This window comes from Proteus penneri, from assembly GCF_022369495.1.
GTDB classification, from domain to species: Bacteria; Pseudomonadota; Gammaproteobacteria; order Enterobacterales; family Enterobacteriaceae; genus Proteus; species Proteus penneri.
Genome location: NZ_CP059690.1, coordinates 1,172,985 through 1,199,152, shown reverse-complemented (window position 1 = coordinate 1,199,152; position 26,168 = coordinate 1,172,985). Strand labels below are relative to the sequence as shown.

The 26,168-nt window shown below is 34.3% G+C and carries 23 protein-coding genes; 12 read left to right on the top strand and 11 right to left on the bottom strand.

The window, feature by feature from the left end; all coding sequences use genetic code 11:
• Nucleotides 1–191 precede the first annotated feature (191 nt).
• The 4 genes from hxpB (at nt 192) to H1225_RS05445 (ending at nt 4,375) form a co-directional block, all read left to right on the top strand.
• Nucleotides 192–860 (top strand): hexitol phosphatase HxpB, encoded by a 669-nt coding sequence (hxpB, locus tag H1225_RS05460; protein ID WP_072062592.1) that lies wholly within the window; start codon nt 192–194, stop codon nt 858–860.
• 311 nt (nt 861–1,171) lie between these two features.
• Entirely contained in the window at nt 1,172–1,738 is a 567-nt protein-coding gene (locus tag H1225_RS05455) for a metal-dependent hydrolase (protein ID WP_006537135.1), read from the top strand.
• A 243-nt stretch (nt 1,739–1,981) separates the two neighbouring features.
• Nucleotides 1,982–3,373, top strand: a complete 1,392-nt coding sequence (locus tag H1225_RS05450) for an L-cystine transporter (RefSeq protein WP_072062594.1) — start codon at nt 1,982–1,984, stop codon at nt 3,371–3,373.
• A 138-nt stretch (nt 3,374–3,511) separates the two neighbouring features.
• Nucleotides 3,512–4,375, top strand: a complete 864-nt coding sequence (locus H1225_RS05445) for a hypothetical protein (protein WP_239739543.1) — start codon at nt 3,512–3,514, stop codon at nt 4,373–4,375.
• A gap of 85 nt (nt 4,376–4,460) precedes the next feature.
• Here H1225_RS05445 and htpX read toward each other — a convergent pair whose 3' ends face one another.
• The 5 genes from htpX to H1225_RS05420 form a co-directional block, all read right to left on the bottom strand.
• Nucleotides 4,461–5,339, bottom strand: a complete 879-nt coding sequence (gene htpX, locus H1225_RS05440) for a protease HtpX (RefSeq protein WP_023582403.1) — start codon at nt 5,337–5,339, stop codon at nt 4,461–4,463.
• Between the two features lie 426 nt (nt 5,340–5,765).
• The gene (locus H1225_RS05435; RefSeq protein WP_109847630.1) at nt 5,766–7,118 is read right to left on the bottom strand and encodes an OprD family outer membrane porin; all 1,353 of its coding nucleotides are present in this window, start codon (nt 7,116–7,118) and stop codon (nt 5,766–5,768) included.
• A gap of 900 nt (nt 7,119–8,018) precedes the next feature.
• Nucleotides 8,019–10,079 carry a carboxy terminal-processing peptidase gene (gene prc, locus H1225_RS05430; RefSeq protein ID WP_161671583.1) on the bottom strand — a complete coding sequence of 687 codons (2,061 nt, stop codon included), beginning with the start codon at nt 10,077–10,079 and terminating at the stop codon, nt 8,019–8,021.
• A 19-nt stretch (nt 10,080–10,098) separates the two neighbouring features.
• Nucleotides 10,099–10,794, bottom strand: coding sequence for an RNA chaperone ProQ (proQ, locus tag H1225_RS05425; protein ID WP_006537148.1), 696 nt, complete (start codon nt 10,792–10,794; stop codon nt 10,099–10,101).
• Nucleotides 10,795–10,889: 95 nt separating this feature from the next.
• Nucleotides 10,890–11,387: a GAF domain-containing protein gene (locus tag H1225_RS05420; protein WP_072062597.1), complete on the bottom strand. Its 498-nt coding sequence runs from the start codon at nt 11,385–11,387 to the stop codon at nt 10,890–10,892.
• Between the two features lie 278 nt (nt 11,388–11,665).
• Between H1225_RS05420 and yebS the strand changes: the two genes are divergently transcribed.
• From yebS to H1225_RS05405, 3 genes are all read left to right on the top strand, one after another.
• Entirely contained in the window at nt 11,666–12,922 is a 1,257-nt protein-coding gene (gene yebS / locus H1225_RS05415; protein ID WP_072062598.1) for a membrane integrity lipid transport subunit YebS, read from the top strand.
• A complete protein-coding gene (locus tag H1225_RS05410; RefSeq protein ID WP_109847633.1) occupies nt 12,864–15,182 on the top strand; it encodes a PqiB family protein in 2,319 nt (772 codons plus the stop codon). The genes yebS and H1225_RS05410 overlap by 59 nt, the downstream gene beginning before the upstream one ends.
• A 205-nt stretch (nt 15,183–15,387) precedes the next feature.
• Nucleotides 15,388–15,630: a DUF1480 family protein gene (locus H1225_RS05405; protein WP_006537154.1), complete on the top strand. Its 243-nt coding sequence runs from the start codon at nt 15,388–15,390 to the stop codon at nt 15,628–15,630.
• Between the two features lie 323 nt (nt 15,631–15,953).
• Here the strand turns inward: H1225_RS05405 and H1225_RS05400 are convergent, their stop codons facing one another.
• From H1225_RS05400 to ftnA, 4 genes are all read right to left on the bottom strand, one after another.
• Complete coding sequence (locus tag H1225_RS05400) at nt 15,954–16,298, bottom strand: YebY family protein (RefSeq protein WP_072062600.1); 345 nt, start codon at nt 16,296–16,298, stop codon at nt 15,954–15,956.
• 47 nt (nt 16,299–16,345) lie between these two features.
• Nucleotides 16,346–17,242: a copper homeostasis membrane protein CopD gene (copD, locus tag H1225_RS05395; protein WP_072062601.1), complete on the bottom strand. Its 897-nt coding sequence runs from the start codon at nt 17,240–17,242 to the stop codon at nt 16,346–16,348.
• Entirely contained in the window at nt 17,242–17,634 is a 393-nt protein-coding gene (gene copC / locus H1225_RS05390; protein WP_006537158.1) for a copper homeostasis periplasmic binding protein CopC, read from the bottom strand. The genes copD and copC overlap by 1 nt, the downstream gene beginning before the upstream one ends.
• Nucleotides 17,635–18,071: 437 nt before the next feature.
• Nucleotides 18,072–18,575, bottom strand: coding sequence for a non-heme ferritin (gene ftnA / locus H1225_RS05385; RefSeq protein ID WP_006537159.1), 504 nt, complete (start codon nt 18,573–18,575; stop codon nt 18,072–18,074).
• A gap of 684 nt (nt 18,576–19,259) precedes the next feature.
• On the opposite strand from ftnA, the gene H1225_RS05380 reads away from it, so the two are divergent.
• The 4 genes from H1225_RS05380 (at nt 19,260) to H1225_RS05365 (ending at nt 23,551) form a co-directional block, all read left to right on the top strand.
• Entirely contained in the window at nt 19,260–19,694 is a 435-nt protein-coding gene (locus H1225_RS05380; protein WP_072062602.1) for a universal stress protein, read from the top strand.
• A 312-nt stretch (nt 19,695–20,006) separates the two neighbouring features.
• Nucleotides 20,007–20,387, top strand: coding sequence for a DUF2628 domain-containing protein (locus H1225_RS05375; protein WP_161727418.1), 381 nt, complete (start codon nt 20,007–20,009; stop codon nt 20,385–20,387).
• Nucleotides 20,388–20,619: 232 nt separating this feature from the next.
• Entirely contained in the window at nt 20,620–21,171 is a 552-nt protein-coding gene (locus H1225_RS05370; RefSeq protein WP_109847635.1) for a class IV adenylate cyclase, read from the top strand.
• A gap of 781 nt (nt 21,172–21,952) precedes the next feature.
• Nucleotides 21,953–23,551: a methyl-accepting chemotaxis protein gene (locus H1225_RS05365; protein WP_239739542.1), complete on the top strand. Its 1,599-nt coding sequence runs from the start codon at nt 21,953–21,955 to the stop codon at nt 23,549–23,551.
• A 74-nt stretch (nt 23,552–23,625) separates the two neighbouring features.
• Here H1225_RS05365 and H1225_RS05360 read toward each other — a convergent pair whose 3' ends face one another.
• Nucleotides 23,626–24,363: a phosphatase gene (locus H1225_RS05360; RefSeq protein ID WP_161723877.1), complete on the bottom strand. Its 738-nt coding sequence runs from the start codon at nt 24,361–24,363 to the stop codon at nt 23,626–23,628.
• A gap of 314 nt (nt 24,364–24,677) precedes the next feature.
• Between H1225_RS05360 and H1225_RS05355 the strand changes: the two genes are divergently transcribed.
• A complete protein-coding gene (locus H1225_RS05355; RefSeq protein WP_109400288.1) occupies nt 24,678–25,115 on the top strand; it encodes a type II toxin-antitoxin system HicB family antitoxin in 438 nt (145 codons plus the stop codon).
• A 76-nt stretch (nt 25,116–25,191) separates the two neighbouring features.
• On the opposite strand, the gene H1225_RS05350 is transcribed toward H1225_RS05355, so the two are convergent.
• Nucleotides 25,192–26,055 (bottom strand): lipase family alpha/beta hydrolase, encoded by an 864-nt coding sequence (locus tag H1225_RS05350; RefSeq protein WP_109400289.1) that lies wholly within the window; start codon nt 26,053–26,055, stop codon nt 25,192–25,194.
• Nucleotides 26,056–26,168 lie beyond the last annotated feature (113 nt).

Genomic DNA, 26,168 nt, shown 5'->3' with positions numbered 1-26,168 from the left:
CACTAGTCGAATTCGTCAATATTTATCTGTTTATCGTAGTCTAATTAACGGCTAACACGACAATAAATTAATAGTAGCTATTCTCTCTATTTATTTTACAAAATAAATAAGAAACTGATTAAAAAGATTTTCCCTGTAACTCTTGCTACAATCGCCACTCGACAACATAGACCTTATTTATGGAGAGTAACATGTCTTTTAAATTCCCTATTGAAGCTGCAATATTTGATATGGATGGTTTATTAATCGACTCTGAACCATTTTGGCAGCAAGCAGAACATGAGGTCTTTGCTGAATTAGGCGTCGATCTATCCCTTGCATCGGCAATGCCCGATATGGTTGGGTTAAGAATAAACGAAGTCATTGATTTATGGTATAGAGCATCACCTTGGCAAGGCGTTTCAAAACAAGAAGCAAAACAAAAAATGGTTTCTCGTGTTGTCAAATTAGTTGAAGAAACAAAACCACTATTACCAGGTGTTGAGCATGCCTTAGAACTTTGCAAATCATCAGGGTTAAAAATTGCACTAGCATCAGCATCTCCTGATTTTATGCTTGAGCGTGTCCTGGAGTTGTTTAATATTCGTCATTACTTCTCAGCTGTCGTGTCTGCTGATGAGCTACCACACAGCAAACCACACCCTGAAGTTTATCTAAATGCAGCTAAAGCGCTTAATCTTGACCCTATTCACTGTGTTTCATTAGAAGATTCTCGCAATGGTATGATTGCTTGTAAAGGCGCCAGAATGCGCTCTATCGTTGTCCCTGCAATAGAACAATTTAATGATAAACAATGGGGCTTAGCTGATGTAAAAATTGCGTCACTCAATGAACTAACGCAACTACATTTATTAGGCTAATTTCCATAAATAAAAAGGATATTCTACTTTATAAGATATCCTTTTTATTCTGCTTTTAATAAACATAAGCTCATTAACCTCTTCTCTATTTTTAAGTATTCCTCTTGTATATTTCTTTTGCTTCCTCTCGCCGTGATCTTACTTTTTGGTTCCTTATCCTAAATTCGATCATTTTTAAATCAATCAAATAAAATATTCCTGTTATTGCTTAATATTTAAGACAATTTTTATCTTTTTTGTCTGTTAGTTATCGTCAAAACCTTTTATACTTTAATTACTGTATAAATGAACAGCAAATAAACAGACATGGAATGACAGCAGAAGGACATCTACTTTTTTCTGTGGCGACACTTGTGTTAGCGCAGAAACTTGAAATAACGCCAGCTCTTGCTCATGGTGATTGGTTTCACATGATCCCTGCTGTCTTATTAGGCTCACTTCTACCTGACTTAGACCACCCTGGCTCTATTCTCGGGCGATTATTCCGTATTATCTCACTGCCTCTATCAAAACTCTGTGGTCATCGAGGTTTTACGCATAGTTTACTTGCGTTTTGTGGTTTAGCTATTTTATGGGAAACACAAGTTTCACCACAGTGGGATATTTCCGCCGATATCTTTCATGCCCTTTTATTCGGTTATCTTAGCCACCTTATTGCAGATATGTTAACTCCCGCTGGCGTTCCTTTCCTGTGGCCTTTAAAAATACGCTTTGCATTACCCATTTTAGGCAAAAAGAACAATAAAAAAGGCGAGAGATTTATCTCTGTTTTGATCCTTGTTGGCGCACTTTTTTTACCTCCTCACCTTACTGTTACCCTGCCTTCACAAATCAATAACTGGTTACAGATGTACCACGATAAGCGTACTAATTTTTAACACAGCCTGACAAAAACCTACGTTTCTCTATTTATTTATAAATTCTTACTTCTTTTTATACCAACTTTCCTTGTTTTTATAACCAAATGATTATATAAAATAATAATTAATTATAAAAAGTTATTAACAGTTCTGTTACCCTATATCGCATTGGTGCTGTTATATCCTTTCTTATTGCCTAAGAACTCATATCGCATACAATCGTCGAAATTATATAAATAAAGATCTCGTTGGAGAGTTAAGATGAATTTTCCGTTAATCATTAACGTACTCGTCTTTGTTGTGCTATTACTCATCTTGGCTAAATTAAGTCAACGTCAGTGGAGCCTTTCAAAGAAAGTTCTTGTTGGTTTAGTTTTTGGTGTTGCTTTTGGGCTAGCACTACACGCATTCTATGACTCACACGATCCTATTATTAAAGAATCTATTCTTTGGTTTAATATCGTGGGTAATGGCTATGTACAGCTGTTACAAATGATCATTATGCCATTAGTATTTGCCTCTATTCTTAGTGCCGTAGCTCGATTACACCAAGCATCATCACTAGGAAAAATTAGTGGACTCACTATTGGCACACTATTATTCACCACAGCTATTTCTGCATTAATAGGTATTGTTATTGCTAATTTATTTGGCTTAACAGCAGAAGGCCTAGTACAAGGTGAACAAGAAGCACAGCGCTTAATTGCACTTGAGCAAAATTACATGGGCAAAGTTTCTGACTTAACGATGCCACAGCTTATTTTGTCATTTATTCCTAAAAATCCATTTGCTGATTTAACAGGTGCAAGCTCAACATCAATTATTAGCGTCGTTATCTTTGCTACTTTCTTAGGTATGGCTGCACTGAAACTGCTCAAAGAAGACCAACCTCGTGGTGAGAAAGTTTTAGTTGCAATTGATTGCTTACAATCATGGATCATGAAACTGGTTCGTATTGTTATGATGTTAACACCTTATGGTGTAATGGCGCTGATGACTAAGGTTGTTGCAAGCTCAAATATGCACGACATCATTCAATTAGGAAGCTTTGTTGTTGCCTCCTATGTTGCTATTGGCTTAATGTTTGTGGTTCATGGATTACTAGTCAGCTTTACGGGTTTGAATCCTATTAAATTCTTCAAAAAAGCGGGGCCTTTATTAGCATTCGCATTTACAAGTCGTTCAAGTGCTGCAAGTATTCCATTAAATATTGAAACTCAAATTAAGCGTGTGGGTGTGCCAGAATCTATCGCAAGCTTCTCATCATCTTTTGGTACAACAATTGGTCAAAATGGTTGTGCGGGTATTTACCCTGCGATGTTGGCCGTTATGGTTGCGCCTACAGTGGGAATTAACCCATTAGATCCAATGTGGATTGCCACTTTAGTTGCTATCGTAACCGTCAGCTCTGCAGGTGTTGCGGGCGTTGGTGGTGGTGCTACATTTGCAGCTCTTATCGTTCTGCCTGCAATGGGTTTACCTGTGACATTAGTTGCCCTATTAATCTCTGTAGAGCCATTAATTGATATGGGACGTACCGCATTAAACGTCAGTGGCTCAATGACAGCGGGTACAATCACGAGTCAAATTATGGGACAAACGGATAAAACTGTCTTTAACCAAGATGAAGAAACTGAACTTACAGTAAAATAAACTTTATCTGCCTCTATTAATAAAGTCAGTTCATCATTTGAACTGGCTTTTTTTTGTATCTGTATTAAGTTACATATCTTCTATTTATGTTACCCACCAATATCAATTAAAAACCTATAAACATAACAAGGTAAAATCGTGCAAAAAATTATGCGAATTTTGCGAAAACTCTATAAGTATGAAAACAGTCAGTATGATCCTGAACGCCAAGTTTCATTGTATCAGCTTGATACTCTTTCAGAAAAAGAACGAGTCTTGTTATCAGAAGTCAATTGGCGACCTAATGTTATAGAAAGATTTGCTGATCATTCTGATGTTATTTCAAAATTAAATAGCTTAAAAAATAATCCATCACTCACCCAAAAGCGTTGCTTAGATGGATTTGTGGCTGGTGTGGGTGGCAGCTATCTTAGAGGTCGTTCTGTTTTAGGTGCTTTTCATAAACTACAAAATTTGCCACTACATAATTATGAAGAAAAACCTCAATATGCCTGTTGTTGGATTTGTAGTGATAGAAATCAACAAAAATATATTAATGACAGCTATTTTCAATATTGCCTCTATTACGGTAATTCTTATACGAGCAATCCCACTTATGCTTATTTGAATTTAAAGCACTTACTAACAGCCCCTCCCGTTAGTCCAACGCAGGGAGATAAAGAGATCTTTAAGCAATTACTTCATTTATTACGTAGCGCTCCTGAAGGTGAAACTCCGGGTAAATTTGAAAAACGGTTAAATGAGGCTAAATTAATTTCGGGTGATAGATATACCAAACGAGGTATTTTGCACTCACTTGCCTTAGTGGGGGTTATTCCTAATGCCTATATTCCATTATCTTTAAATAGCTGGGCTAATTTTGGCGATATTACCATTGCAGAAAATCAACTTAATAACACCAAAGGTCGCTCTGATATGGAAATGCCATGGGCAGGCTGGAAAGGCAACCTAAAAATTGATGAAGAAAAAATGGCAACATACTTTGATGAATATTTAAATTAATCCCCCTATTCTTCATACATAGAAAGCGCCCAATACTTTCATATTGAGCGCTTTTATTTGAGTGTTCGCGATTAAACTCTCAACCTTATTTCAGGTACTCACCATTGCGCAGTGCTTCAATACGCTTATCTAATGGTGGGTGAGATAAAAATAACTCACTAAATGACTTATTACGGCCATTAATACAAAAAGCCATCATGCTACTTTCTTCTTGTGGCTCATAGCTCGTTTTCAAACGTTGTAATGCAGCTATCATTTTCTCACGACCAACAAGCTTTGCAGAACCTGCATCCGCATGGAATTCACGATAACGTGAAAACCACATTGTTATAATGCTGGCAAGAATACCGAATACAATTTCCAGAACCATTGAAACCCCCATATAGACCCATGGGTTTCCATTGCTATTTTCACTCTCTTCATCATTAGAGACAAAATTAGCAACAAATTGAGCGATAATACGAGAAATAAAGATAACGAAGGTATTCACAACACCTTGCAGTAAAGTCATGGTTACCATGTCACCATTAGCAACATGGCTAATCTCATGGGCAATAACGGCTTCTGCTTCATCACGACTCATACTGGCTAACAAACCAGTACTGACAGCCACCAGCGAAGCATCACGACGAGCACCTGTTGCAAACGCATTAATATCAGGCGCATCATAAATTGCCACTTGTGGCATTTTGATACCAACTTGTTCAGACTGGCGTCTTACCGTATCTAATAACCAACGTTCTACTTCTGAAGTTGGGTTTTCAATAACTTGGCCACCCACTGAACGTAATGCCATCCATTTGGACATTAATAGTGAGATAAATGCACCACCAAAGCCAAATAAGCCCGCCATGATCATCAAGCCTTGAACACTACGACCTTGTATGCCTGTTAAAGATAAGATGATCCCAAAAACAAACATAACAGCTAAGTTTGTTAACAGGAATAAAGCAATTCTCATCATATTGATATTGTTCCTATTTTATCTAATTATCACATTGCTAAAACTGTCTTATAAATAAGGCTTTTTTAGATTTTATCAAGCCTTTTAACTTATTTAATATTAAAAACGATATAACTTTACATTTTGATAAAAAAATAGTCAGTGAACGCCTAATATTAAGCATCATTTAGAACTTAAGTATAAAGTAAGATTGATAATAGATGATATGAATTTTCTATTTTTTCAAACGGAAGGGATTTATTTAGGAAAGACTGGTATCGTTTAATATTGTGACAACAAGTTTATCATAAAAAGCACCGTAATATGTAGATGCTACCATTTACCGTGCTCGATAGAGCAACTATCTCTGCTTTTTATGCACGACTCACAACATATGCAAGCCGTGCATTTTATACCAGTAATAATGGACTCAATTACCGCTATAAATTACATTTTGAAGCGATATGTGGTTGTCATCGAGCCAGATAATGAATGAGCTCGTTGTGAGTGACCATCATAAAGTTTTGGTGTGGTATAGTCGTTTTCTTGCTGGTGGTGCCAACCGATCCCACCGCTTAAAGAAACAGAAAGATTTGCGGTTGGTTTCCAGTAGCTAAATAAACCAAACTGTCCTTGTTTTAATCTTTCACCAGAATAGCTGAATTCACTATAGTTGGTACGCGCACCAACAGACAGCTCTTTACTAACTCTGTATTCAGCTTCTAATGCGCCCATAACCTCACCATCACGGACATAGTCGATATCTGCGTAAGCTGGTGAGTTAAAACGCCCACGGGTATTACCAATTGGATTACGAGCAAATTGACCAACACCATTAGCTTTTTCTGCATCGGTATATGTCACACCTGTACGTAGTGTCCATGGTGACTCTGGAATGCGCCACTCCAAGGTACCTGCAACGTGCCATGCGTCATGATCAAAGTTACGCTTACCCTTATTAGCATCACTTAATGTACGTTTACCATCACTACCATAATCATGATAATAAAAGACGCCACCCATGGTCACATCTGAAGTTAATTTATATTTTGCTTCTAAACCATGTTGACGAAATACATCATCCGCTTGACCATAGAAATAAAATACTTTTAACGGTTTAGTGTTGTAGTTAATGCCACCGGTAAGAACATGATCGATATTATGTCTAACACCATTACCATCACTGAAATACATTCTGTCGATATTTGGGCTATCACGACGCATTACTTTACCGTCAAGGAACAATAAATCTAAGCTCCAATCACCCATTGCTGTATTAGTCGCATAACCATTATAACTGTTTAATGATAAGCGCTGTGAGTTCGTAAAAATACCGGTATTTTTTAATGTAAACCAACCTGCTTTACCGTTAATTAACACAGGATCTAAATCAAATTTAACTTTTGCGAAACGTTGACCAATTTTGTTATAGCCTTTTGCTTCACCATCATCATTGTATAAAATTGCACGAGAGGCGAAGTCTTTACTTGCGCCTAATTTGATACCACCATAATAAGAAACATCAAATCCTAGAATGCCACCTAAATAACCTGATTTGAAATCAGCTTGGAAGTTTTGCCCCCAAGCATTAGCAACTTGCTTTCTATAACGTTGCTCTTGTTTATCAAAACGGTTTTCAGTTTTCAAATACTTCCACATATTAATTGTAGAAAGCTCAAGTTCTGAATCTGAAATAAATGCACTTTCTTTAATTGAATTTTCCCAATTCGCAGCATTAGCAACGCTTACTGCTAAGAAACAAGGAGACAGCATAAACAATACTAATTTTGTTACTTTCATCTTAATGCAACCTGGTTAATAAATATTTAAATTATGCTGATTTATACTCAGCAAGTTTAATAAAGCACCATTCTTTATTTAGCTAAAAAATAACCTTTGATTAATTTAAAGTTGCACTAACTTCAAGCAATAGAGTCATTTTTTGGCGCAGGAAACGAATATGGATATCTCACCATATTTATATTTACGTATTTTTCTTAATAAAATTCGATAAGAAAATTATAAATCAATTTCCTTTAATCATCATTCCTTACGTAGAGATCCTTAATCTGAAAATATAATATTTTAGTTATGATTATTTCTCTAAAAATACATTTTTGACTCATAGAATAAAAATGAGTCATTATTTAGGTAGTGATTTTAGCTAATGCGTCAATATTCCAAAGTGACGCGAGATCTTCATAATCTGTATGTTATAGTAATTTTTTGTCAATTTAAGAGATCGTTGTCACAATATGTTACATTTATTACAATTCAAGCACCATTAAATGAGATATTAATCACAATTAAAAGTCGCTTTATCTCTTTATTCAACTTATCAAATAAGAAACTCACTTCTTATCTAAAAATTAGCCTAACATTCTCTTTTATAGCTTACAAAATTTACTCAAAATGTATTTCGAATTAAAAATAAAGTGACATAAAGCTAAATTTAACTATCCTTTTATTAAAAAAATTTATATTACTGGTAACTTAATATAGTGAATAACTAAAAATATGAATGCTCCCATCCAAAAACATACTATTGGTTTTCTTAAACAATTTTTAATAGAAAACTTGATAAATATTGATTAGCAATAACAAATTTATATCTTGATTAAAATAAATATAAAAAACCCCAACAATTGGTTATCCAACTATTGGGGCTGATTTTAAGTATCAGTTGTTATAAAAGATAACTTAATTTAATAATTTCTTAGGTTTAAGCACTTTTGAGAGATCAACCGCAATTTTAGCCGTCTCATCTAAATAAGGATCTGGACCTTCATAATCCTTAGGTAAATCATCGAGTGACTTCAATGCTGGTTTACCTTCTAATTTAAAACGCTCATTAATACGATTTAATTTTATGGTTTCTAACTCTTTGTTTTCTTTCTCTCTTTCAGAGAAGTTTAAAACAACAAATTTGTCTTCACCTTTTGCTTTAGCATCGTTATAACGCTGAATATCTGCAAAGATGTATGAAAATTCTCTATCATTTGCAATACGCTTAGTATGTTGTTCAGTTAACGGTACTAACGCCGCCTTTAATTTGTCTGAATATTCAGATAGCTGATAGCTTGCTGGAGAGATACTATCCCAAGGCAACGCGTTATCTTCAAAACTCTCCCCCATTTCAGCACTATCAAAGCTTGGTAACAGCAAATCTGGTGTTACTCCTTTAAGCTGAGTACTACCACCGTTAATTCGATAGAATTTTTGAATAGTATATTGCACTGAACCTAAACCCGGCCAATCAGGACTTAGCATTTGATCGTAGACTCGAGTTAATGGGCGATATTGCTGAACCGTTCCTTTACCGAACGTTTGCTCACCGACAATTAATGCACGTCCGTAGTCTTGCATTGCTGCTGCAAAAATTTCAGAAGCAGAAGCACTAAAGCGATTTACGATAACAACCAGTGGCCCTTTATAATACACGACATCATCTTTATCAAAATCTTGTCGAACACGACCATTGTTATCTCTGACTTGCACAACAGGACCACTTGGAATAAATAATCCTGAAAGTGAAATCGCCTCTGTTAAAGCACCACCACCGTTACCACGCAAATCAATGACTAAAGATGAAACATTATCTTTCGCCACTCTTTGTAACTGCGTTTTTACGTCATTAGTTAAACCAACATAAAAACTTGGAATATCCAAAATTGCGACTTTATCACCGTTAATTACTTTTTCAGTTAGCTTAACAGCTCTGTCTTCTAAACGGATTTGCTCTCTGACTAAAGTAATTGTTCTTGGTTTAGCGCCTTTCTCATCAGAAATAACTTCTAATTTTACTTGGCTACCTTTCGGCCCTTTAATCAAAGCAACGATATCATCAAGTCGCCAACCGACAACATCAACCATCGGTTTATTTTGTTGCCCTACTGCAATAATTTTATCACCCACTTTCAACTCTTTACTTTTTGCAGCCGGCCCCCCGGTTACCATAGAGTTGATCATAGGATAATCATCATCCATCTGTAATACAGCGCCAATTCCTTCTAAGGATAGACTCATTTCAGAATCAAAGGCTTCAGTATTTCTTGGTGATAGATAACTTGTATGAGGGTCGATTTCGCGGGCGAATGCCGACATAATGATTTGGAAAACATCTTCACTTTGGCTTTGCGTTTGACGACGTAGCGCAGCTTTATAACGCTTAGTTAATGTCTCTTTAATTTCGCTATCTGTTTTGTCAGATAATTTCAGCGTTAACCAATCATATTTTACTTTTTCATCCCAAAGTTTATCTAGCTCAGCTTGAGTCTGTGGCCATGGTGCTTTTGTTCTATCTAACTCAAATTTATCTTGACCAGTTAAATCCATGGGTTTATCTAGGCGGTTTAAGGCGTATTGAAAACGTTCAAAACGTCTTTTTTGCGCTAAATTAAAGAGATCATAAAGGGGCTGAAGCTCTCCTTTTTTCAGATATTCACCTACTTTGGTTTTTTCTTTATCAAATTGGGCAATATCTGATGCTAACAATACATTGTGGCTATAATCTAATAAATTAAGATAGCGATTAAAAATTTTTTCAGAAAAGTTCGCATCTAGCGAAAATTGGCGGTAATGGGAACGTTCAAAACGAGAGGTTACTCGCTCGCTCACAGTAGAATGCTGCGGCTCTTGCTTTAATTCGGGTAACTGATCAATAGTTACCATTGCTGGAGTGGCTGGTTTCTCAGCCATTACAACAGAAGTGCCTATTAACGTTAATCCGATAGCAAAAGCCACATTTAGAAGTTTGTTCATGCTCTGGTTGGCCTCCGTATCAGAACTTTAAATGTTCCGTGCGTACATTCATTGCCAAACCGTTAGGCAATTGTACACGTACACCCTCTTTTGCTATCTCTAGCACTGTCGCGTCCATTACGCTACTACCAACGTTAACTTTCAACGATTGACCAACAGTAAGAACTGATGTGTCTTTCACTGGAATTAACTTTTCAGTATTTTTGCGTGGTGGTGCTTTGCGAGGTGCTTGAGTCGCTTTTTGAGGACGAGGCTGTCGTTTTTCACCATCTTTAGGTGGCTGACGACGCGTATTATTTGGCTTTTTCGCTGCCGGACGTTTACTGGTCTCTTTATCACCCTCAGCTTCACGCTTCTTAGCACGTTGCTCTGCTCTCTGAGCTTGAACACGCGCCTTAGCTTCTGCTAATTGTGTACGAGCATGTTCAATATGCTCAGCTTCCAGTTCGCCGCAGTCATTACCATTCAAATCGACACGTTTTGCTCCTTCTTTAACTCCATAAAGGTAGCGCCAACTTGAGGTATACAAGCGTAATGCCGAACGTAACTGTGTTTTGCTCAGTTGAGTTTCATCTTTTAGATCTTCAACAAGATCTTGAAAAATGCCAACTTTCAAAGGGCGAGCTTCACCCTCAGCAATAAAACACTTAGGAAAACGTTCAGCTAAAAAAGCGATGATTTCTTTACTACTATTCAACTTAGGTTGATTTTCCATGAAATTTCCTGATTACAACGGTTTTGCCAACCAGCGCAGGCATGAACAAGCGACATTATAATAGTGTTGCCAACAATTTCTATGGCAAACGCCTGTTAACTTACATAAAATTCACAATATTTTGCTGTATGACAAGTTTTTAAATGCTCGCAGAGCACGTCACACAACGCTTTAAGCCCAATTTCATCTTTTTTATCAAAACGATCAAAAATAGGACTATCAATATCGAGAACGCCGATAATTTGTCCATTTACTTTTAAAGGTAAAACAATTTCAGACTGACTTGCACTGTCACAAGCAATATGTCCACTAAATTGATGAACGTCATCCACTCTTAAAATTCTGTTTTCGGAGTATGCAGTTCCACAAACTCCTTTCCCAAAACCTATTCTGACACAAGCAATTTTGCCTTGAAATGGGCCAAGAACTAATGAATCACCATCATTAAGATAAAATCCAACCCAATTTATCGTATCTAACTTCTCGTAAAGAAGTGCGCTGGTATTAGCAAGTGATGCGATAAGATCATTTTCACCAGACAACAAGGCTGACAAATTATCAGTGAGCTCCTGATAAAAAAGCGATTTTGGCATCATTAAACCTTATTTACGTAACTAAAATAGATAACAAACTCGTAATTTAGCCTATTTTATCTTGGGGTTGAATACTCTATCTTCAAGAATTGGGCAAAAAAACGATAATATCTCCTTAACACCCACAAAAAAAATCAGACATTTTGTATTGTAAAATGAAAGGCATAAATATAATAAAAATGATAACTTGTGAACCATTGAGTATAGGTACTTTTTTTTAACTTAATCAAACGATAACTCTTGAAAAAACCAACTTAGGCGAATTAACGAGCAACATAGTGAACAATATTGCAACAAAGGAAAAGAAATCAATACGCTGTCAAGAGTGTGATCACCTCGTGACACTACCTCTTGCATTAAAGCGTGGGGAGGATGCTTATTGCCCTCGTTGCCAAGCCAAACTCGCATCTTATCGATATTGGTCATTAACTCGTCTACTTATTCTCTCTATTACAATGCTCATTTTGGCATCAATAGCATTTACTCAGCCATTAATTAAAATTCACCTATTAGGTACAATGATAACGGCGAATGTGGTTGATGGCATTCGCATAATGTCAGAGCAAGGTTCTCCTCTTACTGCAACAATGGTCGCCTTTTGTGCTATCGTAGCCCCTCTTAGCCTCCCTATCGCTATTTTATATCTCCATTTAGGAACACGCTTACGCCTTAATCTTCGCCCAGTCTTATTAATGTTAGGAAAATTAAAAGAATGGGTAATGCTAGATGTCTATTTAATTGGGCTTGCTGTTGCAACAATAAAATTAGGCGATTATGCAACCGTCTATATTGGCAATGGTCTAATTGCTTTTGTTTCTTTAATGATACTTAGCTTATTAATGCTAATTAACATTAATATGGACCAGCTTTGGCAACGCTTTTATCCGCAAAAAGAAATAGAAAAAAGTCCTGCAACTTGCCATTCTTGCCATTATCATTTTAAAAGAACACCATCAACACACTGCCCACGTTGTAAATCTTGCTATACCCCAAGACAGCCAATGAGTTTACAAAAAACATGGGCAGCATTAATTTCAGCAATAATTCTGCTAATACCTGCAAATTTATTGCCTATTTCTATTTTCTATTTAAATGGTCAACGTAGTGAAGATACTATTTTTTCAGGTGTACTTTCGTTAGTGAATTCAGGCAATACCCCAATTGCGATTATTGTTTTTATTGCCAGTATTTTTGTACCTTTTTTTAAGATTATAATTATGCTGGGCTTATTATTAAGCATTCATTTTAATTCTAGTATTGATCCCCTACTTCGAATGAAATTATACCGTTTCGTCTCTTGGATAGGGCGATGGTCAATGCTTGATCTCTTTGTGATTGGGCTGATGATGTCATTGATTAATCGAGATCAATTGATGACTTTTACAATGGGGCCAGCGGCTTTTTATTTTGGTACTGCGGTTATTCTTACTATCCTTGCCGTTGAATGGTTGGATAGTCGTTTATTATGGGATACTTATGCAACAAGAAGAAAACGACATTCAGGACACACAAGCCCAAATACGCCGCAAGCGTAAAATTTCGACATTTTGGCTGCTCCCTGTTATCGCCATGTTTATTGCTAGTTGGTTGCTTTTCCAACATTGGCAAGATAAAGGTATACAAATCACGATTGATTTTCAATCTGCTTCAGGGATTGTCTCTGGTAGAACACCAATCCGCTATCAAGGCGTTGATGTAGGAATAGTTAAAGATGTCACTCTAAGCGATGACTTACGCAGAGTTATTGTTACAGCTGATGTACGAAAAAACCTTGCCACCGCATTACGGAAAAATACACAATTTTGGCTTGTTACACCTAAAGCGAGCCTATCAGGTGTATCAGGGCTAGATGCTTTAGTAGGTGGTAACTACATCAATATGCTACCCGGTGATGGTGAAAAGCAGTTTAAATTTATTGCTCAAGAAGTTCGCCCTCAAGCAAATATTGATAAAAACCAGCAATTAATTACCTTAACAGCAGATAAACTAGGATCACTCAATGTTGACTCTCAAGTTTATTACCGCCAAGTTCCCGTAGGGAAAGTTTATAGCTACGCAATTCGTCCTGACAACCAAGGCGTTTTTATTGAATTAAGTATTGATAAACAATATGCGCACTTAATTCGTCAAGACAGCCATTTTTGGAATGTATCTGGATTCCAAGGTAATTTTAATTTAAAAAGTGGTGTATCCATTAAAATGGAAAGCGTTTCTGCTTTAATTAACGGTGCGATAGCCTTTGACTCCCCAGAAAACAGTCAACCCGCACAAGAAAACCAGCAGTTTGTTTTACAATCGGCTACCTCTGTTGAGGCGGGTAAAGCAATATATGGTGAAGATGGGTTAATTATTTCTTTAACCAGTGAAGAAAGTTGGGGCGTCGATGCAGGACAACCTATTCTCTTTAGAGGCATAACTATTGGCCAAGTCATACAACGTAATATAAGTGATGATGGTGTTATCTTCGATGCTATTATCGCCCCTGAATATAAACATTATATTTATGAAAACAGCAAGTTTGTTGCCAATAGCCGAATAAACGTCAATATGGGTTTAAATGGTATTGATATTCAAGGTGCTTCTCCTCAAGAATGGCTTGAAGGCGGTATTCATCTTATTCAAGGTAACAAAGGTACCCCTAAAGAGCAGTACCGTCTGTATCGCAATGATTTTTTTGCTAAAGCAAGCATCAATGGTAATGAATTACCAGTGACATTAACGTTAAAAGCCTCCAGCCTTCCAGGTATTCAAAAAGGCTCTGTTGTGCTTTACCATCAATTTCAAGTTGGTGAAATCACTGATGTCAGGCCATTAATTGATGAGTTTGATATTGATATTTATATTTCCAAACAATATCGCCACCTTCTTACTGAAAAAAGTGTTTTCTGGACTGAAGGTGCGGCAAAAGTTTCCGTCAATGGTTCAGGATTAACCGTTGAAGCGACACCATTAAATCGAGCCTTAAAAGGGGCTATTAGCTTCGATAACTTTGAAAATATCAATAATAACGCCTCACGTTACAAACTCTATTCATCAGAAACTAGTGCTAGGGCTATTGGTGCTCAAATCACTTTAAAAACTTACGATGCGAGTAAGCTTTCTGAAGGGATGCCTATTCGTTATTTAGGCATTGATATTGGACAAGTCGAATCATTAATTCTTTCACCTGATAGAAAAGCCGTGACTGTTTCAGCAGTACTCTACCCTGATTATGTCAAAACCTTTGCGAGATCAGGCAGTCGCTTCGCTGTTGTTACTCCTGAATTAACAGCATCGGGATTAGATAACTTAGATTCACTTATTCAACCTTATATTAAAGCAGAGCCCGGCAATGGGGGCGTATATCGTAAATTTGAATTACAAACATCCAATATTACAGACTCTCGCTATCTTGATGGATTAAATCTTGTTTTAAATGCTACAGAAGCCGGCTCAGTACAAATTGGTACGCCTATTTATTATCGAGGTCTTGAAGTTGGTGCTGTGACAGGCCTTGAATTAGGAAACATGTCTGATAGAGTCTTAATTCACATTCGAATCAGTAAAAAATATCAATATCTTGTTAGAAATAATACCGAATTCTGGCTTTCCTCTGGATATAACTTTTCCTTTGGTTTAACGGGTGGTGTTATACGAAGTGGAACATTTAAACAATTTATACGTGGAGGCATTACATTTGCAACACCACCTTCCACGCCATTACAATCAAAAGCGAAACAGGAACAGAATTTCATTTTAAATGCTAAAGAGCCTAAAGATTGGAATGAATGGGGAACGGCAATACCTAAACCTTAAAAATTAGATAATTCTACCCTATTTCAGAAGATTTATTTAAAGCGGATCACAAAAAATGATCCGCTTTTTTATTTTCAAAAAAAATTTTGGAAATCAATTCCATTTATACTATGCTTAATTCTGTTTGGTCAAAAAGCATTCTTTGAAATAAATGCCTCTAACAAAACATAACAGAACACAACATCGCTTAAACCGGAGTTTTATTATGAAAAAGATAACGTTGAAAATTGCTTGCTATGAAATTGAAGATATTACTTTAAAACACTCTGTCGATAATCAATTAGCTTATATTCATATACCATGTGATTATGACAAAGAATTTTGCATGCAATTAGATGGATGGGATGAAAACACCAGCATTCCAGCCCAATTGAAAGATCAAAATATTCTGCTTTATCGTCATGCTTATGACAAAGAAAACCACCATTGGATCTTAAAAGTGGCATAAGAGATGCTAAAGCGAAATAAAAAAAGCCAGATAAATCATTTATCTGGCTTAGGGAAATGGCTCATTTTGAGCCGTGCGCTAAAAAGTAAAATGTTGCTTACGGCATAAACAAAAATCGAGAACTCACTCAGACTTTCTCAGACTTTCTCAGACTTTTCTATCTCACAACCTACTGTTAAATATTAGCTAACAATATGTAAAGATCCAGTAAACAACCTAGTAGCACACTATTTTCTACTCAAAAAATCGTTGTTATTTATTTTTATTATTTAAATCAACATGATAAAAATAAAAAATTCTTATCTATATTATCAATCAATTGATTAATTGTTCTCACAAAGCGACTTAATCGCGTTCTGTATCACTTCTACTGATTTTTTCTTTTCAGGTGAATGAGGATCTGGTAGCAAAATAACATCAATTAGCTGCGCTTTTACTTTGCCACTTTCCATTTGTTTCATTGCAATTTCATTAAGAGGATACTGCATCAGTGTTGCTGGATTAATCACAAACCAAGCTCCATCAGCACGACAATTAAGCATCACTTCTTCACGTGTAAATGGCCAATCGTCACCAAATTGAAGCTTACTGACCGTTGAAATAGGTGCCGCCGAGAATGCTTGAAAAGTAAAGAGCATTAACATTCCCGCGAATAAGAAACGTTTCATGTAGATATCTCACTTAAGAAATTAGGTTTTTTAAATTATATCGCAATCTATACAGGTGAGTTAATCGCAAAGATGGCTACGGTAAAAATAACCATTGTTCCAAATAATAGTTCAAGCCAACTATTTACTAGCAGCCATTGAAAGTTATTTTTCTTACGAATATGAGGAACTAAGACATAACGATTGATTACAGCTAAACCAAGCATTAACAACACTAAACTAATTTTAAGCCATAACATGCTTTGGTATTCAGATGATAATTGTACTGCCGGCCATCCAGGAATTAACATAATAGCACTGATAATACCGGTAATTGTCACCAATAAAACAGCAAGATGACCAAAAAGTGAAAACTTCTTCATTGTACCAATGATAGGCTTGATCATCCCATCTGCAAGCTCATCTTTATTCCGTAAAAACTGCAAACAAGCGACAAATGGCCATAGACCACCAAACCAATACGCAGCACTAATAAGATGAACACTTTGATTAACTTTATAGAATACGGCTTCTGATCCTGTAAACATGGCACCATGACCAATTGATGCATGTAAGATCAACATAACTGAAGAAATAATTAATAAAGAAAAGTTGCGAATATAGCGTTGGTGTATAAATAAAATAGCCAATGCAACGGTTGCTAATACCAATTGCCATTGCCAAACTTGACCAAATGAAGTATCTAAGATCGCTCGCCATATTATAATTGACCAGGCATCTTCCCAACCCTCTCCCATAATACCAGATTGCACAATCATCCATAAATAAGTCGTAATAAAGACGATAACTGTGCTAATAGCTAATGCGGGGCGCAAACGAACCTGAATAAGAGGAATGAACTTATCTTTAGCAAGAATGGCAGCCGAGAAGCTCAGTCCGAACATAAACATGACTGCCACGAAATGGGAAAAGCGACATAAAATATAAACGTCTTCAGGTGTCATTATTTTACACTAAATTGATAAGAACCTTTTGTCTTGTGCCCATCAACAGAAACAACGTTCCAATTAACTAAATAATCACCTTCTGATAAATCACTTTCTAAAGGCAATAATAATTTCGTATTGTTAACAGGATCTAAACTCAGCTTTCCTACGGTGATTTCTTTACCATCACTATTAGTGACTTTGATTTTACTAAAGGCTAATTCAATACCTTCAGAGAAGTCTAGCGTGATAACTTTAGGCGCTTGCGCTTGTTCAATCGCAGCACCTTCAGCAGGTAACTGTGATTTTAAGTGTGCATGTGCTAATGCTTGTTGGTATGACATACCAAGGAATAAAACAGCAATAGCCGATAATTTACCCCAAGATGTCTTAAGTGTATTTAATGACATAATAACCTCTTAAATTACAGGTGATTTTTTTATTTATGAAAATATTTTATAGCAATTTTACGTCAAGATCTTTGCTTCTTGATATTAGAAATAAAAGGTTGTGAACTAGCACTCAAAATATATGTTATTTAGAGCAGTTTCTGTTTCAAATATCACCCATTTTTACACTTTGAAAAAATATAATACCCATATTGACAGTCTAAACAGTTCAATACATAACCAAATAAAACTAAAAGTAAAATAATCCCCCTGTATAAATAGCATTCAATAAGTATTTTTTTAGGGGCAAGAACAAACAATATAAGTAAGGAAAAAAATAAAAGATAAGAATCGTAAAGAAGGCAATACAAAAGAATAAAAAACGCCCTGCTATTCATTCACAGCAGAGCGTAATAAGTTATTTAGTAATTTAAGCTATCTAAAAGCTTTACTAATAATTAAACATGTGCAGATGCTGATAATGTGTTCAGATCTTTATCTAATAAGAATAAAGCTTTGCCACTATCACCGACCATTGCTAATTTATCTAGGATTGATTTGAATAATTTTTCTTCTTCATGCTGCTCTGCAACATACCATTGTAAGAAGTTAAATGTTGAATAATCCTGAGTTGTCATTGCAACATGTGCTAATTTATTAATCTCAGATGTAATATGTTTTTCATGTTTGTAAGTTTTATCGAACAACTCAGCTAATGATGAAAACTCAGCAGGTGGAGCTTCAATCGCTCCAAGTAAAGGCATTGCACCTGTATCACTTAAGTAATCAAATAAACGGTGCATATGTTCCATTTCTTCACGAGAGTGAGCTTTTAAAAATTTAGCAGCGCCATCAAATCCTTTATCGTCGCACCAAGCACTCATTTGCAAATACAGATTTGCCGAGTAAAACTCTAAATTTAGCTGTTCATTCAATTTATTGATCATATCTTGATGTAACATATTTTACGTCCTTTGCGATGAAAATTAACATTATGGGTATTATGCACGGTTAAAAATAAAAATATAGCGATTTAGGTGTGATTTATTTATTTTTTCAATTAATTCCTTGTAATAAAAATAAAAACCAATCTCATTTGTAATATGTTTTAAATACTCTTATAAAGCTAAATAACACTTATTATCATTAAGAGTAAACTTGTATTTAACTGTTAAGGTAAATATAGCAACCAATTGAAATATATAAATATTATTTTTAGCTTTGATTTTTTACATTTATTAAACTTTTCTTTATAATCCAAGAAATTCAGATTAACATTAAATAAAAATCATATTTTATCCATGATAAAATATAAAAATAAGCTTTGTCATATATCAATAAGTATATATAAAACAATATCTACAACAATCGTTATTAGAAAAATAAAACATTCATCCATTAGCTATTATTATTCTCTATTTTTTATAATTTCTATTTGATATTGCGACACATTTATTTTTTCAGCCAGCAATTCTTTTTCATTTTTTTCATATAAAAAATACATAACTCTCAAAAAATAAAAATAATTTCAAATTTTGTGCAGTTTTTCGTTTTGACTGATAAGATTAGTAGGTAACTCATATTTGTATGTACAAAAAATTAATATTAAAGCCCTAATCATAATAAAAGGTTAATTAGGAGCCACTATGACAAAAACAGTGTTAGTACCCGTTGATTTTACAGAGCTTGGTTTATTAGACAAGGTTGTGTCTCATCTAAAAGCATTGTCTGTCGCTGACAAATTAAATATTCATTTTTTATCAGTCATCCCAAGTTATGAGTCTTTTGTCGGATTTGCATTCGCAGGACAAGACAGACTAGCAAGTGATAAACAACGGATTGAAATTGCATTATCCACACTAAAAGAAAATTTATCGCACATTGATATTCCAAATAGTACAACTCAATTTTATGTGTCTATAGGTAATCCTCGCGATAAAATTTTAGAAACCGCAAAAAAAATTCAAGCAGAGCTGATTGTCATTGGTTCTCGTAACCCTGGTATGAAAACTTATCTTCTAGGTTCTACCGCATCTTCTGTGGTCAGTTACGCAGAATCATCTGTATTAGTCGTGCGCTAATCGCCCACTTCCATCTTCCATAAGAAATCTGGTATTTTTCATAAGCCAGATTTCTTATTCTTTTCACCATAAAATCAATTTAAAATGGTATTTTATTTTATCGTTATTATCTTTAAGAGTAATGATTAAAAATATATTCTGAAGCAATAAGATAATTATTAAAAAAACAAAATACATTCACTTTAATGCTTTTTATATAAACCAATAAATTCATCATCTCATAATAAATTTATATTGTTCATAATGTTAAATTATGTAAAGATACTTTTTCTATTAAAGCTAATTTTAATCAACAGGGTAAAAGGAATTAAAATGAGTAAAGAAATTTCTGAAAAATGGCAAGAACGTTTTTCATTTTTTGATAAATATGGTTCACCTAAAACACCAGAATTTAAAGCTGCGTATAAAGAGCTTACCTTTGGTAAACGTATTCTTATTGGAATGAATATCTGGGCATTTTTCTTTGGTTTTATTTATTTTCTTATTTTAGGTTTATGGCGCAAAGCATTAACATTATTTGCTATTAATATTGCTATTTTCACAATTATTGGCTTTTTACCTGTAAATAATGGTGTTATCAATGCGGTGGGTATTGCAGTTAACATTTTATGGGCCATAACAGCCAACTATGCCTATTATTTAAAAGAAACTAAAAATGATCAAAGTTGGAACCCATTTGAAGGTGTTCTGTAATAATAAAGGGGGCAATGCCCCTTTTATTTTCTCTTACTCTTTTTTTATTAAAAACACTATATCCCCTACCTCTTATTTGATAGTAATGTTATCTATTGTTCTATTTAAATATTTTTATCTAATTTACAAAAAATATAAATACAATAATGAAATAACATTAAAAGTTCTTTTTTATCCCAAAAGGATACATTGTTAATGCTATAATTCATTAACGCTAATTTGGGGAAAACGTATGTCTGAACATTTTCAAGGAAAATTTGAAGCTGAACTAAAATATCACCTTCAAAATCCACAAAAATTTATTAATGAGTTAAAAAAAGCAGGTGCCACATTATTTACGCCTGAGAATAAAGAAACAGATTGGTATATGGAACATAAAAATACTGAATTTTCAGCTCCAACTATCAGTTTATGTGTAAGAAAAATGCTTCCCGCAGGAATAAATCTTCTTATCGTTAAAGGCCCTGATTTATCGCAATGTGAAGCTGTTCGTATCGAAGATGCAGGAAAAACAGTCTCCATGTTTACGACTCTTGGCTACCATTGTATTCTCAATTATACAAAATCAAGAGAAATTTATTTTCTAGATAAGTTTCATATTACTATTGATAAGTTAGATAAATTAGGCTCATTTGCTGAATTTGCTATCATGACGGACGACCAAAGTAAACTCCCACTCTATATTGACCAACTAAGGCATTTAGCCGCAAATTTTGGCTTTACAGATAAAGATCTTGAGGAAAATAACTATAAAACACTAATGTTAAATACTCTAAAATTATAAATAAATTTATCCTTTCACATTATCATCCTTTAGGGATCACAATAAGATTAATGTAACTTGGTTTTATGTCATTCTCTAGCATCGCTTTAATATCTTGTTTTTATTTTATGTGAAATTTTCGTACATTATTAGGATCATTATTAATGTGATCCTTATTCACAAATGGAAGGGTTATATACCTTTCGTTTATAGCGATTTAATCTACTTTCTTACTTTTCTACTGCTATCTTTTTGTTTTTATCTCATTTATAACGTTAGCCACTCTTATTTGTTCTATTAAATAAACAAAAAATAATTTAATTTATTGCTGTTTAAATCATTATTACTTTTTTATTTTATAAATAGAAACACTGACACTATTTAAATCTAATTGTTTAAAAATAAATGAGTTAATCACATAAAATTAATAATAGATCAACAAGTTAACCACTATCTCCTAAGGAAATATCTTTTATATCATTTTTATTTTTATCTTTAATTTTTAATATTTAAGAAAAATTAATTAAAAATCAAAGCATTACAAAGAGAGAAAATACATTTGATAAATTTATCAATTAGAACAATAAATAATCATAAAGAATATTTATAAAATGCCGATACTATTTTTTAGTATTTGAAAAAATCAAAAGGATATATGGCATTAAATCAAAGAGTGACCTAAAAACATATTTTTATGTATTTTTTAACTCTTTGTTTATGTCAGTTACAGGAAGTAAAAATAAAACTTAAAAAATCAATAGATTACACGGTTATATTTTTATGAAAAAGGAAATAACATTACATGTTTAAGAACTTAAAACAACGTTATTTGCCAAACGTCTCTTTTAATATGTCACGTTTAAAAACAACCACATTAGTTTGGCTTATTACAGGCTCTTTAATCTTACTTCTTGCTCTAGCTTGTGTTTTATTCCTCTCTTCAGTTAATGATTATAAGAGAAATTTAAACACACTAAATAATATCTATCATGAACAATCACTATTAAATAATACTTGGAAAAATTTACTACAAACACGTAATACTTTAAATAGAGCCAGCTCTCGCCACTTATTAATTATAAATAAAATGGCTACAGCCAATACTGACATCTCTTCATTATTACAACAAACTAAAGAAAAACTTCAGCACGTTGAGAATGGATGGAAAAGTTTCAAGAATTTGCCTCATAACGTTAAAGATCAAAGTTATGTGCAACAATTAGAGCAAAAATATACTGAACTTAATGCAGCACTCATTGAATTTTTAGCCTTCCTAGAACAAGGCAAAACATACGAGTATTTAAATCAACCAACACAAACCTATCAAGACAATTTTGAGCAAGCCTATACTACCTATCATCAACAATTAGAAAACTACTACACAGCTTCATTGGATGAAGGTGAGTTTTTGTACCAGAAAATTATTTATAGCTTAATCGTTATTTCAGTTTTAATAGTTATTTTTTCTTTCTTAGTCCAAGTTGTACTACGAAAAAACTTTATTTCACCTTTAAACGTAATAATGAAAAATATCGAAGATATTAGTAATGGAGAATTAACAACCGACGTCACCACAAAAGGTCTATATGAAATAAATATTCTCACTACCAATATTCAAAAAATGCGAGATCAGATAAAACGGATCGTCAATAATATCAATCACAGCTCAGGCCTTATTAATTCAGAATTAAGTGATATTGCTGTTATGAATAATAATCTTGCTATTCGTGTTGAACAACAATCAGCAGCCGTGCTCGAAACTTCTGCAGGAATACGACAATTAAGTGTTACATCAAAACAGCATGCAGAAAATACACAAACATCATGTGAACTAGTCACAAAAACAGATACGATGATCCACCAAAGCAATGAAATGCTCGCTAACGTTGTTGAAAATATGCATGAGGTTGTCACGTTTTCCGAGCAAATTAATGATATTACTTCTACGATCGACAATATCGCCTTTCAAACAAACCTATTGGCTTTAAATGCTGCCGTAGAAGCGGCAAGAGTGGGTGAACACGGAAAAGGTTTTGCTGTTGTTGCTAAAGAAGTAAGAGAATTATCCATTAGCTGTAATTTAGCATCAAAAGAGATAAAGATACTTGTCGCTAATTCAAGTAAAAAAATAAATCAGTGCTTTCAACTAGCTGCTGACGCTAACGACAATATGGTAGATATTTCTAAGCACACTGAAAATATTAATGAAATGATCCACGATATTTCTATTTCTACAAATGAACAAAGTAATGGTATTGCTCAAATTGAAGATGCAATTAATCAATTAGATCAAACCACACAAGCTAACGCAACAATGACCCGAGAATTAGTCAGTTCATTAGATTCATTGCAAACACAGTCAGATAGACTGAAGCAAGAACTGACTGTTTTTCATCAGTAAGTGCTAAGTCAACCCACATCATAAAAGCTATCTTAATCTTAGGATAGCTTTCTTATTACTTATTTAACCCAACATTAAAAATGGCTAAATTCAGGGATCTCTTTTTTACCGTGTGATTTTAGAAAATCTAACACTCTTCTTGGGGTTACATTTAATATGCGCTCTTGTGGAAAGTCTATTTGAGCTAATACTTTTAATACTCGATCAAATTTTCCCAACGAAGAAGCTATGTGTGAGTCAGAGCCTAATGCAATTAATCCTCCCGCATCACGTACTGCTTTCGCAATTTCTATACAGTTTTTCTCACTTCCTACTCTAGAATGAATAAATGATGAATTATTCATTTCTAAAGCAACGTTGTAAGTGGCAGCGGCTTTTGCAACTTCAGCAATTTCTATTGGATATTTTGGATTTCCAGGATGCGTAATCATTTGAACACAACCACTTGCTATTGTTGCAATTAATGCATTTGTATTATCAACTAGCCCTAATGAACCCATGACAGGATCGTGAAAACCAGCAAGCACAATATCTAATTTCTTGCTCATTTTCTCACTACAATCTGTTTCACCTTTAATATTTTTAATATTCGCTTCTATACCGTAAAGAATACCCACACCATCAATAATACGAGGGATCACCGGTAAGTTAGAAAAATGCCATTCATGAGGAGCATCATCCATATCTGGGCCATGATCAGTAATTGCAAATAATTGAATTCCCTGTTTTTTAGCTTGTTGGAAATATTCACTAACTGTACTGTAAGCATGTGTACTAGCAATAGTATGAGCATGTAAATCAACGGGATACATAAACAACTCCTTCCTAAAAACACCTTATGAATATCAATAAGATAGTTTTTCTTAACTATAAGATCTACCTAAAATTAATTATCAATTCCAGTAAAGTATGTAATAACCAACAAACAAGATACTATCTACTTCATTCTTTCTCACATTAGAAAGAAATGAAGATAAATTTTGATAAATATGCTTTAATCTTTAACATACTATTTAATATCAAATAGATAAATTTCACTTTAGTACTATACACAAGAATTTTGAAAGCACATTATATTATGTAATTTCGTTTTAAATCCGACTTTCAACTATATAAAAGGTTATTTATGTTCAACTATCCAGCAATCGCTCATTTTGATGAAGAAAGTGAAACTTACGAAATTACCTACCGTGATTTTGATAATATACACGCTGTTGCTTATACAGAAGATGATATTGAACTAGAAGCCTCTGATATTTTACATGTAGGTCTTGAAGAATTTATTGCGAGTAAATTGCCTATTCCTGCTCCATCTAAAGCGCAATCTGGTGATTTTATTGTCTACTTACCTCTTATCAGCTGTTTAAAAATTGCATTACATAATGCGATGTTAGAAACAAAAACAAAAAAATCCGATCTTGCAAGAAAAATGAATTTAACGAGCGCACAAATAGAACGTTTACTTGAAATTAATCAAACCTCAAAAGTAGATAGCTTGGAGCAAGCACTTTATTTATTAGGTTATGCTATTTCAATCAGCGTTAACAAAGATATTAAACAATAGTAATTAAAAATAAAAATGGCTCTAAATCGATTAGAGCCATTCGTGCTAGATTATTTCACAACAAGTATGCAGGATATTAAAGCCTTTTACTTGCCAAAAACTCTGCATGGTTTGTATAAATAGCAACAATATCTTCACCACGCCCCACTAACCCAGCAACCTGATTTACCATATCTAGATGATCTTCGGCGTAATCATCTTTAACCAATTTACCTAACCGCATACTTGTACGACCTACCAAACCATCATTTTCACGCTCAGTAAAGAATGCATTTAATATTCGCATTGCTGCATGAGTAGGATCCAGTAAATTGCCTTTTTCACCAACAATCGAACCTTGGATATAACTACCAAATGAATAATAGTAGACGCCATTTACAACTTCTTTCCCTTCACCACCACGAACGGCAGGTAATCCTTGTGGGTACTTTTTATTAAACTCAGTTACATTTTCAGTTGTTAATGCTTCCAATGCGGCAACGGCATCTTGTGGGTTACTGCGATTACCTGAAAAGGTAGAGATTATAGTACCAATGGCTTTCATTACTGCATCAGCAATATATTCTGGCACGCTATCCTTACGCACAATACGTCGTACCAAATCTGCAATCTCTGACCCATGGTTTACACCATTAATAGAAGTAACAGAAGCAATACTCTTTGCATGTTTTGCAGCAACATAACGGCAAGCTAATGGACCTTGGCTATGGCCAATTAAATTTACTTTTTTTGCTTTCGTTTCTTTGAGAACTTTTTGCACAAATTCCCAAAGTTGTTCACCACGAACTTCATTTGCGTTAAATGCCGAAAGAGATGCAGTGAAAACTTTATGGCCATTCTTTTCTAAGGCATCCGCAATACCATAAAAATAAGGATAACCGACGACATCATCAAAACCAGATAAACCATGAACTAAAACAATTGGATATGTAGTTGACATATTTTCCATTCCTTGGGCTTAAATTAATTTATTTAATTTGCTAAACATCCTATTAGCAATTTCTAGAACAATATTCAGAGTACAAAATTTAAAACATAATATTTGAAGTGCAA

Excerpts from the sequence above, each read along its gene's own strand:
- hxpB (WP_072062592.1), top strand. The coding sequence starts at position 192 with ATGTCTTTTAAATTCCCTATTGAAGCTGCAATATTTGATATGGATGGT.
- H1225_RS05455 (WP_006537135.1), top strand. The coding sequence starts at position 1,172 with ATGACAGCAGAAGGACATCTACTTTTTTCTGTGGCGACACTTGTGTTA.
- H1225_RS05450 (WP_072062594.1), top strand. The coding sequence starts at position 1,982 with ATGAATTTTCCGTTAATCATTAACGTACTCGTCTTTGTTGTGCTATTA.
- htpX (WP_023582403.1), bottom strand. The coding sequence starts at position 5,339 with ATGATGAGAATTGCTTTATTCCTGTTAACAAACTTAGCTGTTATGTTT.
- H1225_RS05435 (WP_109847630.1), bottom strand. The coding sequence starts at position 7,118 with ATGAAAGTAACAAAATTAGTATTGTTTATGCTGTCTCCTTGTTTCTTA.
- prc (WP_161671583.1), bottom strand. The coding sequence starts at position 10,079 with ATGAACAAACTTCTAAATGTGGCTTTTGCTATCGGATTAACGTTAATA.
- proQ (WP_006537148.1), bottom strand. The coding sequence starts at position 10,794 with ATGGAAAATCAACCTAAGTTGAATAGTAGTAAAGAAATCATCGCTTTT.
- H1225_RS05420 (WP_072062597.1), bottom strand. The coding sequence starts at position 11,387 with ATGCCAAAATCGCTTTTTTATCAGGAGCTCACTGATAATTTGTCAGCC.
- H1225_RS05410 (WP_109847633.1), top strand. The coding sequence starts at position 12,864 with ATGCAACAAGAAGAAAACGACATTCAGGACACACAAGCCCAAATACGC.
- H1225_RS05405 (WP_006537154.1), top strand. The coding sequence starts at position 15,388 with ATGAAAAAGATAACGTTGAAAATTGCTTGCTATGAAATTGAAGATATT.
- H1225_RS05400 (WP_072062600.1), bottom strand. The coding sequence starts at position 16,298 with ATGAAACGTTTCTTATTCGCGGGAATGTTAATGCTCTTTACTTTTCAA.
- copD (WP_072062601.1), bottom strand. The coding sequence starts at position 17,242 with ATGACACCTGAAGACGTTTATATTTTATGTCGCTTTTCCCATTTCGTG.
- copC (WP_006537158.1), bottom strand. The coding sequence starts at position 17,634 with ATGTCATTAAATACACTTAAGACATCTTGGGGTAAATTATCGGCTATT.
- ftnA (WP_006537159.1), bottom strand. The coding sequence starts at position 18,575 with ATGTTACATCAAGATATGATCAATAAATTGAATGAACAGCTAAATTTA.
- H1225_RS05380 (WP_072062602.1), top strand. The coding sequence starts at position 19,260 with ATGACAAAAACAGTGTTAGTACCCGTTGATTTTACAGAGCTTGGTTTA.
- H1225_RS05375 (WP_161727418.1), top strand. The coding sequence starts at position 20,007 with ATGAGTAAAGAAATTTCTGAAAAATGGCAAGAACGTTTTTCATTTTTT.
- H1225_RS05370 (WP_109847635.1), top strand. The coding sequence starts at position 20,620 with ATGTCTGAACATTTTCAAGGAAAATTTGAAGCTGAACTAAAATATCAC.
- H1225_RS05365 (WP_239739542.1), top strand. The coding sequence starts at position 21,953 with ATGTTTAAGAACTTAAAACAACGTTATTTGCCAAACGTCTCTTTTAAT.
- H1225_RS05360 (WP_161723877.1), bottom strand. The coding sequence starts at position 24,363 with ATGTATCCCGTTGATTTACATGCTCATACTATTGCTAGTACACATGCT.
- H1225_RS05355 (WP_109400288.1), top strand. The coding sequence starts at position 24,678 with ATGTTCAACTATCCAGCAATCGCTCATTTTGATGAAGAAAGTGAAACT.
- H1225_RS05350 (WP_109400289.1), bottom strand. The coding sequence starts at position 26,055 with ATGTCAACTACATATCCAATTGTTTTAGTTCATGGTTTATCTGGTTTT.